Annotated in this window: 16 protein-coding genes; 4 read left to right on the top strand and 12 right to left on the bottom strand. The window is 70.0% G+C overall.

Annotation, left to right across the window (positions count from 1 at the left end; translation table 11 throughout):
- Nucleotide 1 precedes the first annotated feature (1 nt).
- The 5 genes from O7546_RS03905 to O7546_RS03885 form a co-directional block, all read right to left on the bottom strand.
- Nucleotides 2-970: a hypothetical protein gene (locus O7546_RS03905; protein ID WP_281600477.1), complete on the bottom strand. Its 969-nt coding sequence runs from the start codon at nucleotides 968-970 to the stop codon at nucleotides 2-4.
- On the bottom strand, nucleotides 967-2,316 hold the full coding sequence (locus O7546_RS03900) for a hypothetical protein (protein ID WP_281600476.1): 1,350 nt from the start codon (nucleotides 2,314-2,316) through the stop codon (nucleotides 967-969). Before O7546_RS03900 ends, O7546_RS03905 begins: the two co-directional genes overlap by 4 nt.
- Nucleotides 2,313-2,618: a DUF6403 family protein gene (locus tag O7546_RS03895; RefSeq protein WP_281600475.1), complete on the bottom strand. Its 306-nt coding sequence runs from the start codon at nucleotides 2,616-2,618 to the stop codon at nucleotides 2,313-2,315. The genes O7546_RS03900 and O7546_RS03895 overlap by 4 nt, the downstream gene beginning before the upstream one ends.
- Nucleotides 2,619-2,673: 55 nt before the next feature.
- On the bottom strand, nucleotides 2,674-2,877 hold the full coding sequence (locus tag O7546_RS03890) for a hypothetical protein (protein WP_281600474.1): 204 nt from the start codon (nucleotides 2,875-2,877) through the stop codon (nucleotides 2,674-2,676).
- A gap of 75 nt (nucleotides 2,878-2,952) precedes the next feature.
- Nucleotides 2,953-4,245 carry an AAA family ATPase gene (locus O7546_RS03885; protein WP_194799499.1) on the bottom strand — a complete coding sequence of 431 codons (1,293 nt, stop codon included), beginning with the start codon at nucleotides 4,243-4,245 and terminating at the stop codon, nucleotides 2,953-2,955.
- 168 nt (nucleotides 4,246-4,413) lie between these two features.
- Here O7546_RS03885 and O7546_RS03880 point away from each other — a divergent pair, with 168 nt between their 5' ends.
- Nucleotides 4,414-5,178, top strand: a complete 765-nt coding sequence (locus O7546_RS03880; protein WP_281600473.1) for a hypothetical protein — start codon at nucleotides 4,414-4,416, stop codon at nucleotides 5,176-5,178.
- A 35-nt stretch (nucleotides 5,179-5,213) separates the two neighbouring features.
- Here O7546_RS03880 and O7546_RS03875 read toward each other — a convergent pair whose 3' ends face one another.
- Nucleotides 5,214-6,041: an SAM-dependent methyltransferase gene (locus O7546_RS03875; protein WP_194799497.1), complete on the bottom strand. Its 828-nt coding sequence runs from the start codon at nucleotides 6,039-6,041 to the stop codon at nucleotides 5,214-5,216.
- Between the two features lie 261 nt (nucleotides 6,042-6,302).
- Here O7546_RS03875 and O7546_RS03870 point away from each other — a divergent pair, with 261 nt between their 5' ends.
- The gene (locus O7546_RS03870) at nucleotides 6,303-6,815 is read left to right on the top strand and encodes a flavoprotein (RefSeq protein WP_281600472.1); all 513 of its coding nucleotides are present in this window, start codon (nucleotides 6,303-6,305) and stop codon (nucleotides 6,813-6,815) included.
- A 194-nt stretch (nucleotides 6,816-7,009) separates the two neighbouring features.
- Here the strand turns inward: O7546_RS03870 and O7546_RS03865 are convergent, their stop codons facing one another.
- Genes O7546_RS03865 through O7546_RS03855 form a run of 3 tightly spaced genes read right to left on the bottom strand, consistent with a single transcriptional unit; the run spans nucleotide 7,010 to nucleotide 7,711 of the window.
- Entirely contained in the window at nucleotides 7,010-7,249 is a 240-nt protein-coding gene (locus tag O7546_RS03865; protein ID WP_281600471.1) for a hypothetical protein, read from the bottom strand.
- Complete coding sequence (locus O7546_RS03860) at nucleotides 7,242-7,484, bottom strand: DivIVA domain-containing protein (RefSeq protein WP_281600470.1); 243 nt, start codon at nucleotides 7,482-7,484, stop codon at nucleotides 7,242-7,244. The genes O7546_RS03865 and O7546_RS03860 overlap by 8 nt, the downstream gene beginning before the upstream one ends.
- Nucleotides 7,481-7,711, bottom strand: coding sequence for a hypothetical protein (locus O7546_RS03855; RefSeq protein WP_269701887.1), 231 nt, complete (start codon nucleotides 7,709-7,711; stop codon nucleotides 7,481-7,483). Before O7546_RS03855 ends, O7546_RS03860 begins: the two co-directional genes overlap by 4 nt.
- A gap of 250 nt (nucleotides 7,712-7,961) precedes the next feature.
- Between O7546_RS03855 and O7546_RS03850 the strand changes: the two genes are divergently transcribed.
- Nucleotides 7,962-9,218 carry a helix-turn-helix domain-containing protein gene (locus O7546_RS03850; RefSeq protein ID WP_281600469.1) on the top strand — a complete coding sequence of 419 codons (1,257 nt, stop codon included), beginning with the start codon at nucleotides 7,962-7,964 and terminating at the stop codon, nucleotides 9,216-9,218.
- Nucleotides 9,219-9,547: 329 nt separating this feature from the next.
- Nucleotides 9,548-10,642: a DNA cytosine methyltransferase gene (locus O7546_RS03845; RefSeq protein ID WP_281600468.1), complete on the top strand. Its 1,095-nt coding sequence runs from the start codon at nucleotides 9,548-9,550 to the stop codon at nucleotides 10,640-10,642.
- On the opposite strand, the gene O7546_RS03840 is transcribed toward O7546_RS03845, so the two are convergent.
- The 3 genes from O7546_RS03840 to O7546_RS03830 are packed head-to-tail and all read right to left on the bottom strand — an operon-like array spanning nucleotide 10,612 to nucleotide 14,010.
- Complete coding sequence (locus O7546_RS03840; RefSeq protein WP_281600467.1) at nucleotides 10,612-11,370, bottom strand: hypothetical protein; 759 nt, start codon at nucleotides 11,368-11,370, stop codon at nucleotides 10,612-10,614. The two genes, O7546_RS03845 and O7546_RS03840, sit on opposite strands and share 31 nt — an antisense overlap.
- Nucleotides 11,367-12,254: a hypothetical protein gene (locus O7546_RS03835; protein ID WP_281600466.1), complete on the bottom strand. Its 888-nt coding sequence runs from the start codon at nucleotides 12,252-12,254 to the stop codon at nucleotides 11,367-11,369. Before O7546_RS03835 ends, O7546_RS03840 begins: the two co-directional genes overlap by 4 nt.
- Nucleotides 12,244-14,010 carry a hypothetical protein gene (locus O7546_RS03830; RefSeq protein ID WP_281600465.1) on the bottom strand — a complete coding sequence of 589 codons (1,767 nt, stop codon included), beginning with the start codon at nucleotides 14,008-14,010 and terminating at the stop codon, nucleotides 12,244-12,246. The genes O7546_RS03835 and O7546_RS03830 overlap by 11 nt, the downstream gene beginning before the upstream one ends.
- Nucleotides 14,011-14,091: the final 81 nt, after the last annotated feature.

Genomic DNA, 14,091 nt, shown 5'->3' with positions numbered 1-14,091 from the left:
ATCACCGCCGGCCCCGTCCGCGCGTCCCACGCCGGCCGGACGCGGCATCGTCGGCGAGATCCGCCGCGCGGCGGCTCAGCTTCTCGACCCGCTCCCGGAGCCGGCGCACGGCCCCGGCGTCGTCGTCCACCTCGGACACCTCGTCGAGCAGGCCGACGTAGTCGGCGGCCAGCCGCCGATGCGCCGGGGCAGCCGGCCCGGCGTGCCCGTCCAGGTCGATGATCTGCTGGGCGAGGACAGCCGTGGCAGCGCCGAGCGCGGCCCGCTCGTCGGCGCGTGCGTCCCGCCCGGCCCGGCGGGCGTCGGCCAGCCGCCCGGCCCGCCGGCCGCCCAGCCAGAGCACCGCCGCACCGGCGACCACCCCGGTCACCGCGCCGCCGGCCAGCAGGTACCGGGGCAGCGACGGGCTGATGGTACGGGCGCCGTCCGGCACCAGACCGGCCCGGACCAGCCGGTCGTAGTTCAGCACGATCACCTTCAGCGCCTCGACCGGCCGGTCCACGAACGCGTCGGCGCCCCGGCCGATGGTGGTCTCGGTGACCACGGCCCGGCCCAGGTCACCACCGAGGCGGGAGCAGCCGTAGGTGTCCCAGTCCTCACCGTCGCGGCTCATCGCCAGCACCAGCGTGCCCTGGGCGGCGCGCTCGGTGTCGGCGCACGCCTCCCGCAGGTCGGCACCGGGCTCCATGATCAGCACCACCAGCCGCCGGTTGCCGATGACCCGCTCGGCGGCGGCCCGGTCCAGGTCCACGCCGGGCGCCGCGTAGACCGACGAGACGCGCACCTGCCGTGCGACCGGCCCGTCCAGGATGCCGCCGGTCCACAGTGCCCAGCCAGCCAGCGCCAGGCAGGCGAGCACCGCGCGGCCGAACGCCGTACCGACCAGGCGGCCCAGCAGCCGGCGCGGACCGGTCGCCGTCCCGCCACGACGGTCCGCCGCCCGTGCGGGCCGGTTCGCGACGCGGCTCACGACAGCCTCGCCCGCAGGTAGACGTCCGGCCGGTAGCCGGGCATCCGCACGTCCCGGGCCACGTCGTCCAGCTCGGCCGCCGCGTCGGCGAGCAGTTCGCGTACGTGCCGGTCGGGCAACCCCTCGTCGAACGCGTCCCGGGCCGCCCGCAACCGGCCCACGCCCCGGACCAGCGCCGGGTCGCTGCGCGCGTCGGTCAGCAGCGACAGCTCCACAGCCAGCGCGGAGAGCCCGGCCAGCCGGGCCGGCGTACCACCGGGACCGACGTCGGCCGGGCGGCGGCCGGACCCCCGCACGGTACGGATGGACAGCACCACGAAACCCGCCACGCAGGCGGCGAAGATCCAGGGCAGCGCCGGCAACGCCACGCGCAGCGGGTCGAACGGCCGGTACGGCAGCGGACGGTCGAACAGCCCCGCGTACCGCACGTCGGTGACCTGGGCCAGGTACGTGCCGAGCACGTTCTGCTGTGGGTAGGCGTACCGGCCGATCCGCCCGCCGAACTGGGCGTAGAAGCTCGCGGTGGCCACCTCGGCGAATTCCGCAGCGCCCGGACCGTGGTACTCGATCCAGTCGCCGTACATCACCACGAGCGGCTGGTCCGGGGCGAGCCGGTGCAGCGCCGGCCCGTACGCGGGCAGCGGCTCCCCGTACGGCTGGGCGGGTAGCACCACGAACCAGGCGCCGTCCGGGAACGCGGTGCCCGCCGCCTTCTCCGGCAGGCGGGTCAGCGTGGCTCCGGTGCCCACGTACCGGCCGGTGGCCCGCAGCGCGGTGACCATCGGGGCCAGTTCCGGGCCGGTCGGTTCGCGCCAGCGCAGGTCGTCGCGGTCCGGCGGGAGGGGCTGCTCGTGCAGCGTCGCCAGCAGCGTGAGCAGCGCGCCGGTCACGTCGTGTGTGGCGAACCGGGCCCGCCAGCCCGGCAGGTCGTCCGGCGACGCCACGTAGAGGCCACCGCTGACCTCCGTACCGACGATCCGGATCTCCGCCTTCTCCACGTCCTTGACCCGCCGGCGTTCGGCCTCGTCCAGACCGGGCGGGGCGACCAGGATGCGGGTGCCCCGGTCACCGATGGCGGCCCGGACCCGCTGCTCGTCCCAGCGCGCGACAGCCCCCGGCAGCCGCACCACCGGCGCGGCGGCGACCAGCGCCGTCATCTCCTCGACCGACGGCACGCTCGCATCGCTCAACTCGCCGGCCGAGCCCTCCGGCAGCGCGGCGGCCGACGGGGAACGCCCGTAGCTGACCTCCACGCTCTGCCGCTGCGCCACCAGGAACACCACGAGCACCGCCGCCGCGGCGGCCAGCAGCGACCAGCGCAGCAGCTCCCGCCGTACCCTCGTCATCGCCCGGCCCGCCACAGCTCGTCGGCGCGGCGGGCGTGCTCGGCCGCCGCCCGGGCCGCGTCGGCGCCGCCACGGGCGGCGGCGAGCATCTCGGCGCGGGCCAGCAGCCGCTCGGCCTCCGGCACCGCCGTCGGGGACGCGTCCCGGCTGACTGTGGCGTCGTGGATCGCCGCCCGCGCCGACGACCAGGCGACCCGCCGGTCCTCGGCCCGGACGCGGCGCCGGGGGAGCGACGCGGCGAGGAAACCGGCGGCCACCGCCACCAGGCCCCCGCCCAGCCACTGCAGCACGCTCGTGGTCATGATCCCTGTCTAACGCACCGCCGCCAGCGCCGCGCGCCGAGGGCGGCGGTGCGACCTACGACGACCGGCCTTCGTTGAATCCCTCGATGAATCCGCCCGCGAACCCGGAGACGACGCATCCGGCACAGCACAGGATCACCAGCAGCGCCGGCACCGTGACCCACAGGACGATCGCCCACCTGCTCATCCCCTCGCTCGGCTGCTCCACGTACGCCGGCGGGTAGTACGGCTGCTGCTGGTAGGGGTCGTGAGGATGCATCCGGCCATCGTGCCCACCGGCCGCGAACGCCGGAAGATCCGAACGGTCCGCCGATCCTGCCGCGACGGCCCCTCGTCACGCCCGGTGGGCATCGAGGTGGGTCAGCACCGTCTGGTTGGCCTCCCAGCCGTCCGGGAACTTCACCGGTACGTCCAGGTGCACCCGCTCGGTCGACGGGTACGCGTCGAGCAGCTCACCGATCCCGGCCCGCGCCACCACCACGCAGGCGTGCCGGTGCCGTGACGCCAGCACGCACAGCCGCCCCGACTCCAGGTGGAACGCGGTGGCGTCGCGCCGGCCCGAGAGGGGGTGCAGCACGATCGTCACGTCGTACTCCCGGCCCTGAAGCCGGTTGGCGGTGTCCACGGTGATGCCCGCACCGGCCGCGCCCAGCCGGGAGCGGATGGCCGCGACCTGATCGCGGTGCGCGGCCCCGACGGCGATCCGGTCCGCGGTGACCGGCGCGCCGCCCGGCGCTGCCTCGCTGACCGCGACCGCGCCGCGCGCCAGCACCCGCAGCGCCAGCTCCGCGCAGGCCGCGGCGGCCTCCCCGTCGGTACGCACCGTGTGCCGGGCCGGCAGCTCGTGCAACGCCCAGCCGGTGGCGGCGGCCAGCTCGACCGAGGCGTCGTAGGCGTCACCCGCGCCGGGCCCGGTGAACGTCAGCGCCCGGTCGGCCGGGCCGGTCCCGGCGCGGAACCCGGTGAACGGGTAGAACGCGGCGGACACCACAGGCGCGGCCGAGTCGGGCAGCCGCCACGACACCGGCAACCGGTGCACCGGCAGCTCCGGGTTGTGCCGCAGCAGCGTGGCCACCGCCGACTGCATCGGATCCCAGGTCAGGCCGGTCCAGCGGAACGTCTCCACGGTGCTGAACGGATCGAGCTGCCCGGGGTCGCCGACGAACAGCGCCCGCTCGAACCGCCCCGCCACGCGCAGCAGCGCATCCGCGCGCATCTGGTACGCCTCGTCGACGATCGCCCACGGCCAGCTCCCCTCGGTGACGGTGGCCCACTTGGCCGCCGTACCGATGGTGACCGCCGGCCCGCCGAGGTCGGCCACCTTCGCGGCGACGCGGACCGCCGGGTGGGCGGTGACCCGCTCGGTGGGCCGGTAGTCGGTCGCGGAGAGCCGCCCGACGCGCAGCTCCGGCGCCTTGCGGCCGAGCCGGTCGATGAGGTCGTCCACCTGCTCGTTGGTCTGCGCCACGATCATCAGCGGGTCACCGGTGGCGGCGGTCTCGATCGCGGCGCGGACGACGAGGGTCGACTTCCCGGCGCCGGGAGGCGAGTCCACCACGACGCCGCGGTGCGTGCCGTCGCGCAGATCCCGCAGCACACGCTGGATCACCTGCTCCGCTTCGTGCAAGGAAGGGCCCCCTTTCAACGTCTCCGGTAGAGGCGGGGCCCCTTCTTAACACGCGCCCGGGCAGGGCCGCCCACCGCCGCCAGGAAGATCGCCGTCTGCTTCATCGATCACCTTGCGCCCGGCTGTCACCCTCTCAGTCAGAAGAGACGGGGAATCGCGGGTGAGACGATGGATCTTCACCGCAGTCGCGCCGGTTTGTTCGTCGGCGTCATGCTGCCGTTCGGTTTCTGCATGGTGTTGTCCGGGCTGAGCGGCAGCACCCTTCGACTGGTCGGCGGGCTGATCTTCGGCGGGCTCATCATGCTCGTCGGCGCTGCGGGCGTCGTCGAGGCGGTCCGGCCGTTCCGGTTCCACATCAACGTCGACGGCTTGACCGTCCGGACGGCCGGACTGAACCGGCTGCTGCCCTGGGCGGAGATCGACCACCTGGTCCTGGACCAGCAACCTCCGGTGCTGTCCGACAAGAGGATGCCGTCGCCGTTGCTGCTGCTCGTACCCGCCGCCACGTCGGCCCTCGACGTTCCACTGACACACCGCAGCCCGTTGGACGGCCGGCCCTGCCTGGTCCTGCTCGAGGTGCACGACGTCCGGGAGAAGACGGACCAGGTGGCCGACGCGCTCGCCCGGTACGGCGGCAGCCGTTTCACCGACCACCGAAAGATCGTCCGTCAGCGTTTCGACTCAGCCGACTTCCCGATCGAAGCGCGCGGATACGACAGGGATGCCGTCGACGCCCTCGTGCAGAAGGGCCGGGAGGCGCTGCGGTCGGAGGATCACCTGCTGCGCCTCGCAACGAAGGTACAGGTGGAGCGGGCCCTGCTCGAGTTGCCGCTCGTCGCGCACGGCTACTACCGCGCCCGGGTCGACGCGTTCCTGCGGGACCTGTCCGCCGTGTTGGCACGGTTCGAGGAGGGCGACGAAGAGGCCGGCTGACGTGCCCGTACCCGCTCGCGGGCCCTTCGCACCGCCTACGGCTTGCGGGCGAGCAGTCCGACGAAGGTGTGGTACGTGTCGGTCTGCTGCTGGGCGGGCGCGTCCGGGTCCGGACGCCACTCGGCCAGCGGCACCAGGCCCGGCTCCAGCACCGTCAGCCCGTCGGCGAAGGCGAGGATCTCCTCGTCGGTACGCCAGCGGCCGGTGCCGAGCGACTCGTTGAACACCCGCTCGACCTCGCGGGCCTTGCGGGAGCCTTCCGGATCCCGCTCGCCCGGGTCACGGAAGTGCGAGATCGCGACGTAGCTGCCCGACGGCAGCGCGTCGACCAGCGCCGCAGCCACCGATCGCGGGTCCTCGTCGTCGCCGATGTGGTGCAGGATCGCGAACAGCAGCAGCCCGATCGGGCGGTCGAAGTCGAGGAACCGGCGGACGTCCGGGTCGTTGAGGATCTCCTCCGGTTCCCGGATGTCGGCCTGGATCACCGTCGCGGTGCCCTCCGCGGCGAGCAGCGCCCGCCCGTGCGCCAGGACGATCGGGTCGTTGTCCACGTACACGACGCGGGCGGCCGGGTTGTGCTCGATCGCGACCTCGTGCACGTTGCCCTGGGTGGGCAGCCCCGAGCCGATGTCGAGGAACTGGTCGATGCCCGCCTCGGTCACCAGGTAGCGGATCACCCGGCGGAGGAACGCCCGGTTCGCCTGACCGGCGGCCGGCCCGTCCGGCGTGATCCGCAGGGCGTGCTCGGCGACCTTCCGGTCGACCTCGAAATTGTCCTTGCCGCCCAGGAAGTAGTCGTAGACCCGGGCCACGCTGGGAATGGTGACGTCGATTCCGGGCGGTGCGGCCTTGTCGCGGGTCACTGGCGTCTCCAGACTCCGTGGGCGGTTCCGGGCGTTTTCGGGGAGTGTAGCGACCGTACAGGGTGGATGGTCGCCCCGTTTGGGACCGCTCCCAGCGGACCGGCCCGTCACCAGGGCGTTCATCGACCGACACGCCGAAGCGCTCTGACCGGCGCCCGGACCAGGTTCAAGGCACGGCCCCCTTCTTGACGGATTCATCAGTGGCGCAGGTCCTTTTCGACAACGCGCCGGGTAAGACTGCGGGGCATGAGTGAAGCGCCGGTGCTCTACCTCGTCGTCTGCGCCGCGCCACCGGCCCAGCGGATCGGCGAACTCGCCGACCTCCTGATGACCGACGGCTGGAGAATCTGCCTGATCGCCACCCCGATCGCCGCGAGCTGGCTCGACTGCGACGCGCTCGCCGAACAGACCGGATATCCGGTACGCGCGCAGTGGCGTCGGCCCGGCGATCCGGAGCCGCACCCCCCGGCCGATGGCGCCGCAGTCATACCCGCCACGTTCAATACGCTGAACAAGTGGGCGACCGGGGCGAGCGACACGCTGGCACTGGGAGTCCTCAACGAGCTGCTGGGCACCGGCGTGCCGATCCATGTCTTCCCCAGGGTGAAGGCAACGCTCGCCGCACACCCCGCCTACGGGCCGAACCTGCGGCGGTTGCGCGATGCGGGAGTAGTGGTACACGACGGCGATGTGCTGAGGACACCGGACGAGATGAAGCAGAGCCACTGGGCGGCGGTGGTCGACGTGTTGCGCGCGGCCCGAACCGGCGCCTGACAGGAGCGGGGCCCCTCGATTGGAACGGAACGCAGCGCCAGAGCAGCGCTTCTTTCGTCTCGGGTCGTTGCCTTCGCCCGGGGTGTCGAGGAGCCGGCAGACCTGGTGGTGCCGCACCGACGGGCATCGATTGGCGGTGAGGCCCCAGGTGTCCAGCACTCCGCCCGAGGTACACGGGCCTCAGAGCAGCTCCGTTACCCACACGACCCGCCGTGACCATCTCGTAGTCCGCAGCGCCCACCGCCGGGCAGCCGCACGTCGCACCAGACCCGGTACCGCAGGTGCTGCGCGTCCTCCTCGCTGAGCGTCGTCTCGCCGAAGTCGACGACATCCAGGTGCCCGAGCGACCGGGCGAGCGCGGCGGCCAGCTCGACGGCGGCGTCCCGGCTGGTCAGCGTGGTCGGCAGGTGGACGATCCAGCGCGGCTCAGTCATCGTGGCCGCGCCGCCGGCAGCCGTTGTGGCGGGACTGCCACTGCCGCAAGGCCTGGCGGACCCGCTCCGACTCGGTGCGCACCGTGGTCAGCTCCCGGTGCAGGCGATCCATCTCGTCGGCGACCCGGCACAGGTAGTCGTGCACCTGCGCCGGGTCCAGGCCACGCCAGCGGGTGTCGAAGACGGCGCTGCGCACCTGATACGCCTGCACCCGCTCGCCGGTCACGTAGATCACGACGCCACCGTCCCGGCGGCCACGGCCTCGTCGGGCAACCCGGCCGCGGCGAGCGTCGCCCTCCCCCACCGGGCCAGCCGGCAGGGGTACGGGACGCGCTCGCTACGGCACAGCGGTCCCTGCGGCCAGTGCTCGGGCACGTGTACGCGCACGGCCAGCGCGGCGACGAGCAGTTCCTCGTCGGTGACCGGGGTGAGGACGGGAAAGTCGGCGAGTACGGCGGACATCGGCAGGCGCCTCCGGGTCGGGTCTGGTGGAGTGGCGCCGGAGCGGGCGGGGACGACAGGAGCCGCGATCGGGGACGCGGTGCCGCCGGAGCCCGGCGCCCGCCCCGGGCCATGCGTAAAGCCTCGAGCCGGGCAGGACGAGAGGCCACAGCGCCGAAGAGGCCCGTATGGCGCAAAAATGAGGCATCCAGCAACCCCCGAGATCGACGGATTGTGACTACATTGACGACGGAACGGAGGGAGGTCGGGCTTGGCCCTCAAGCGGCAGCGGCTCTGTCAGCGACGAAAGGCTCTCGGGTACAGCCAGGAGCGCCTGGCCGACATCCTGGGTGTGGAGCGGTCCACCGTGGTGAGGTGGGAGAACGCGGAGACCGATCCGCACCCGTGGCATCGGACCCGCATCGCCTTCGCGTTGAGCGTTACGCTCGACCAGGTCGATGACATGCTCGCCGACGTGTCAGTGGTCAGGCGCCGAGGACAGGCTATGGGAGACGCGACAGAGGACTACGACGCCAGCGGTACAGGTGCTACGCGATCAGACCTTCTGAGCGGCCTGCGGGGCTTTCTGACCGATTACCTCGCTCAGCCGGTACGACCGGCTCAGTCCGTCGTCCAGCTCCAGCGCTCCGTGAGCCGTGTCCACACCCTTTATCAACAAGCGAGCTACTCAACCGCCGCCCGCCTGCTGCCAGATGTGCTGCGTCAGGCGGTCGAGTTGTCCGGTCGACCGCCCGGCGCTCGTCAAAGGGACGTTTTCCGGCTTCTTGCCGTTGCGTACATCGCAGCCGCCAAGCTCGCGGCCAAGGTCGGCGACGGCGAGACAGCCCTCTTGAGTGCGGACCGAGCCGCCAACGCAGCGCGGATCGGCGATGACCAGGCTCTCATCGCGATTTCCGCGTATCAGGCAGCCTGCGGCCTGATACGAATGCCGGCCCGCGCCGCCGAGGCCGAGAGCATCACACAGGCCGGCATAGATCGTCTGGCTACATACGGTCACAGAGGCAATCCCGACCTGATTTCCGCCCGTGGTGCGCTGTTGCTCCTGGCCGCCCTGCTGACCGCAGGGCGGGGAAACACCAAGGACTCTGCGCAGCACCTCTCGCAGGCGGAAGAGCTGGCCACAGAGCTGGGCGCAGAACAGAATCGGCTGTGGACCGCCTTCGGCCGAACCAACGTCGCCATCCACTCCGTCTCGGCCGCCGTCCGCGCCGGGAAAGCGGCTCATGCGCTGGAGATCGGAGAGCGCATCGACACGTCGCGCCTGCCCACCGCCGTTGTCGGACGACGCGCTCAGGTGCACGTCGATCTCGCGACGGCCGTCGTCAGGGCCTCGGCGGACAGGTCCACAGCGGTGCTGCATCTCCTCGAAGCCGAGCGGGTTGCCGCAGAGGCGGTGCATGCAAACGTGCAAGCTCGAACACTCCTGCTCGACCTCATGGCCGAGGACAAGCGAGCGGCGACGCCGGGTCTGCGCCCGCTGGCGTCGCGGGCAGGACTCCTTGCCTGAGACAACCTGCCGACCGAGGTACCGCCGATCGAAGCTTCGCTTGCCGCCTCCCTCGGCCCGGCGCGTCGCCTTCGGTTACTCTGCTTGGCCACACGTGCTCCCTGCCTGAGGGACCGCAGCAGCCTGAGAGCCTCATGTCGGCGGCGGTCTGTACGGTGGGCGCGACGCGCAGGTCCTGTTCGACGAAGGAAGAGTTGATTGGAAGAGATCATCGCTCCCGCCACCAGGCAGCCCGCGCGCCCTCGAGACAGCGACATATCAGCTCAATATCATTGCTCCGCAGCCCTTGGCCACCTCTGCAGGGCAGATTCTTCCGGCAGGAGGAGCGAATGACGAACCATCTGCAGGGCGGGTCGGACAAGCTTCGAGTCGTTGACCTCTTTGCCGGCTGCGGCGGCCTGACGTCCGGCTTCCACAGCACCGACCGATACCGCACGGTAGGCGCAGTTGAGTTCGATCTCGCCGCGGCAGCAACTTACGCTGCGAATTTCGGCGAGAAGAACGTATATCGCGGAGACATTGCCGACTGGGTCAAGAAGGATTTACCAGATGCCGACGTCGTGATCGGCGGACCGCCCTGCCAGGGCTTCTCGAACCTGGGCAAACGCGACATCGGCGATCCGCGCAACTCGATGTGGCGTCACTACGTAGAAGCCCTGACCAAGATCCAACCCAAGGCGTTCCTGCTCGAGAACGTGCCGCAGTTCGGCAAGTCGGGCCAATTCCACAGCCTGCAAGAGATGACCGAACCTGGAGCTACGCTCAGCAACTACTCGTTGAGATACAAGTCAGTTGTTGCCACCAATTTCGGCGCCGCGCAGCTCCGCAAGCGTTTCATTGTCATCGGCACATTGAAGGATTACCCTGTCATCGACGTGCCGACGGGGGACGTTCCCCGGGAGAACTGGCGGACGGTGCGAGACGCGATCTGGGGTCTGCGCAATTCGGTAAACCCGGAGAATACGGAGCTCCCTGGCGACACGGACCGGTTCTTCGACGCCACGGTGCCAGGCATCTTCAAGGCGTCAGACCTGGACTTCGCACGCAAGTACACCGCGATCTCGCTCAAGCGGATGACGCACATCCCGCCCGAGGGCGATCGGCGAAGCATCCCCCGGCATCTTCTTCCTCCTTGTTGGGTGGACCGGACAGCAGGCATGGATGTCTTCGGGCGGCTGCGATGGGACAGCCCGTCGGTGACCATCAGGACCGAGTTCTTCAAGCCGGAGAAAGGACGCTACCTGCACCCCGAAGAGCACCGCGCTCTGAGCCACCACGAAGCAGCCCTCCTGCAAGGCTTCAAGGACGACTTCAAGTGGTGTGGCTCCAAGGTCCAGATCGCACGGCAGATCGGCAACGCCGTGCCTGTCGAACTGGCAGCGGCACTGGCGGATCACATTGCCGACACGTTGTCCCCTCGCTGATGAGGAAGCCCGTCATGCGGTAACCGCTTGAGGGTTTCGGTCATCAACACGGAGCACAGGTCGCGGATCTGCTGGTCGGTCAATGCCCTGACATCGACAAATGCCAGGTATCGCATCAGCCTCAGCGTGACATCCCGAATTACTGCCCGGCGAGGGGCTTTTCCGGAGAACCCGGTCACGGCGCGAGCGATCTCGAGCACAAGGCGGGGATCGCCACCGATGCTGCGACGCTCGAGCAGCTGATTGAGATCGCTCTCGGTGAGGGCGGCAAGAACTTCCTCGTGGCCTGCGAAGACAACGGCCTGCCACCACAGCCTCGCCCAGGTGTGCCTGGTCAGGTCCGTGGCTACCCACCGTTCTCGGTTCTCCGTGCCGAACCGCCATCTGGTCAGGTGCGGCAGAGCGACCAGCGAGGTGAACGACCAGAGATCCCGGTTGCCGGCTTCGGCCCATGACAAGTCCATGTGATCGCGCACGATCGGGGCCGCATCCCGGTCGAAGGCGATTCGCGCCTCAGGTGCCGCCTGCCCGGGGAAGCCGTACCTCGCCCCGAGGGAAGAAAGCACCTCGGCAAGCTTGCGAATGCGGCGGGGGGATACGCGACCGCCCACAGGAGCCCAGATCTGATCCGGGTGGCTTGAGTGAGGGGCAAGATCGATTCCCTCTTTGACCTGAACGTACATCGCCGCGCTGACGACCGCCGGCAAGTGTGGCCAGAGTTCGCTCAACGGAACACACGCCCCTTCCCGATGCGCCTGACCGCCCCGGAGATCTGCGTCCTGAACTCCGCCAGATCCACCGGCGAGGGTGGAGCTGTGATCGACAGTGGCGCGTCTGCGAGGATTCTGGAGAGGACGTCTCCGACGCTGTCGGGTGGCCATTCGTCACGATCAGCGAGATCGTCGCGTAGATGTAGGGCGAGTTCGACAAGCAGGCCGGCCACCCCCGCCTGAAGCTCGTCGAGCAACGCCTGTTGCCGCTTGTCCCTGACGCCGCGGGCGACAGCGGCGCTCAATTCCCCGTCGCGTCTGTTGATGAGCACACGGAACGTTCCGTAGAACGAGGCGGACAGATCGGTGCTGGTCTCGAGGTGCCAACTCGCGGTCGGCGAGAGGCGAGTCTGCGAGAAGTCGATCTCGCTGACCGGGAACATGGAGGAGACGTTCTCCAGGACGACCCGTTGGACGTGTTCGGCCAGTACGGATCCGGGAACGGCGGCAACCCCTACCGCTCGAGCGGCCGGTGGATGAACAACGCTGACTGTGGTCCGCATCGTGAGCACCCCCGACACGCGCTCCCCGACCAGGATCGCGTCCACGACCGCACGGCCAGCCGGGTCGAATTGTGCCGGAGGAGCGGCCTCCGTCATGTTCGTCGTCGAACTGGTCCAGGAGACGGTCAAGGCGACATTCCGGAGTTCGACTCCCGTCTCCTGGAAGAACCGTGCCACATCGACCTGGACCCGCCGCGCCACCCGAAGGTCCGTGCCCGGATCCCAGCCCTCCAACTCGTCCGGCAGTGGACCCCACTCATGACCGTCGAGCAACATCCATGGTTGCCAGACCACGGTGCCGGACTCAGGGACGAGATAAGGGCGGACCTCAGCCGGCACTGGAGGCCACCTGACTCACACGGAAGCGTACGACGGCGTCCGGCAGGTATGTGGAATACACGTACCAGTCCGAATCCTCACCCGGTGGCACTTCAATACTCCTTCCCTGGATGACGACTCCGTTGGCGGACTGCCATTGCATGACCTGTGGGAGGGCGGCACCCAGTGGTGGCTCACTCTCCCGGCCTCCCCCCTCGACGACCACCTCGACGTCAGCCGTCACGATCCTCGTCTGTGAGTCCGCAGGAACCTTTACCTGTGCGACGAGGTACGGGTAGCCCTGATGGATGCGCAGAGACGGCGCGCCGGTCAACCGTGCCTTCCCACCGCGTTGCGCCCGGCCGGCCCCGGGAGAGCCGCCACCCGATGCCGAGGGCGGCCCCACGACTGGGCCGGAGCCTCCGCCTCCAGATCCGCCGGCCCCGTGAGTGGCGTCGAGGCGGGCCGGCACGATGCCGGCGAGCATGGCCGAGAGTTCGCCGAGACCTTGGCCGCCCGAGCCGCCTGCCTGCGGTACGAGCCCGAGCTTCTCGTCCAGTTGCTTGTTGACGAATGTGCGCGCCCCAAGCACGACACCTCGAGCCGAGCCACTGAGTCCTTTGGGTATCCAGTCGTCGTGTGTGGGCGGTTCGGACTGCGCGAACAGCTCATCGGCGTCCTCGGACGCCTTGAACACCGCGCCGTACGAGAGGCGCGAGTCAGGGTGCGACGGACCTGGCATGTAGTCCACCACCAGTTCGGCGACCCGCATCCGGGCAACGTGGTGGGACGGCCCTTCGAACGGTCTCGCTGCTGTCACCGACAGTCGGCGGCTTTCGCCGTCGGCAGCCCCTAATGCCATTGCAAAGGAGCCCGCATTCCTTGGCGGAACGGTGCGCGAGTAGCTCACTCCTCTGCCCGCACGGACGTCCCGCAGTGCCTCGACGAAGGGCGCCAGGTCGTCGATGGTGTCAGGGGCCGGAACCGGAACTGACGAGCCGTTGACGCCCACGGTGAAGCGCATCCGACTGTCGCACTCACCCGGCACCATCTTCGGCCACAAGTTCCACAGGATCGACGAGGTGATGAACGTCGCGGCCTCGGCCGGCGTCCTCTCACGGGAGTCCGGCTCCGGCTCGGCAGGCCCCAGATTGGCGACGAGAATCACGATGTCGGTCCCGGTGCGCCCGTCGGCGAAGCCCGGCAGTCCCAGAGCATCCGCGACTGCCTCGGCATCCCCGTTCAGCAGGGGATCCGGCACGTCGTCGGCCGCCACCTGCCCCCACCAGTGGCGGCCTGTGAAACGCCGATCTCCGAGGTACCAGCTGTGGCCGAGGGCAGCGCCCATCAATCGGCGCCCGGTAGGGCCGCCTGCCGGCGTGTTGGTGTCCACGAGAATGGCTCCGACTCGGCTGAGTCGGTAGAAGATTCCCTTGCCGAAGCCGTACGTGCCACCACCGAACTGATGGTCGCTCGGTTCCCCGACGTTACGAAGAAACTGCACGAAGTCCGGCACCGTACCGTCGCTCGCCCGCTTCCCGGCACGAAGGGGGCCACCGAGGCCTCGCGTGTTTCGGTCAGAGACGACCAGCACCGCTGTGTCGGCCCTCAGAGCTGCGCCGACGTCGAGGGCCGACTCCGCGACTGGCCCCGGCAGCAGCAGTCTTCGCCATGCTCCTACGTCGTCTCCCAGCACACGGACATCGATACCGAATTCCACAGGGCCGTCCGACAGGCGGGCATCCCAGCTGTTCTGCGCGGCCTCTCTCACCAGCACGGTGAGCGGATCGAGTGCCGGCCTCCCCAGCTGCTTGACAATCCCCTCCGCTGCCGCCGAACCTTCCGGGGCAAATGGCTG

The organism is Micromonospora sp. WMMA1976 (assembly GCF_027497335.1).
GTDB lineage: Bacteria > Actinomycetota > Actinomycetes > Mycobacteriales > Micromonosporaceae > Micromonospora > Micromonospora aurantiaca.
This window is presented reverse-complemented; position numbering and strand designations above follow the sequence as displayed.

Excerpts from the sequence above, each read along its gene's own strand:
- O7546_RS03845 (WP_281600468.1), top strand. The coding sequence starts at position 9,548 with ATGACGAACCATCTGCAGGGCGGGTCGGACAAGCTTCGAGTCGTTGAC.
- O7546_RS03865 (WP_281600471.1), bottom strand. The coding sequence starts at position 7,249 with ATGACTGAGCCGCGCTGGATCGTCCACCTGCCGACCACGCTGACCAGC.
- O7546_RS03855 (WP_269701887.1), bottom strand. The coding sequence starts at position 7,711 with ATGTCCGCCGTACTCGCCGACTTTCCCGTCCTCACCCCGGTCACCGAC.
- O7546_RS03880 (WP_281600473.1), top strand. The coding sequence starts at position 4,414 with ATGGATCTTCACCGCAGTCGCGCCGGTTTGTTCGTCGGCGTCATGCTG.
- O7546_RS03890 (WP_281600474.1), bottom strand. The coding sequence starts at position 2,877 with ATGCATCCTCACGACCCCTACCAGCAGCAGCCGTACTACCCGCCGGCG.
- O7546_RS03900 (WP_281600476.1), bottom strand. The coding sequence starts at position 2,316 with ATGACGAGGGTACGGCGGGAGCTGCTGCGCTGGTCGCTGCTGGCCGCC.
- O7546_RS03895 (WP_281600475.1), bottom strand. The coding sequence starts at position 2,618 with ATGACCACGAGCGTGCTGCAGTGGCTGGGCGGGGGCCTGGTGGCGGTG.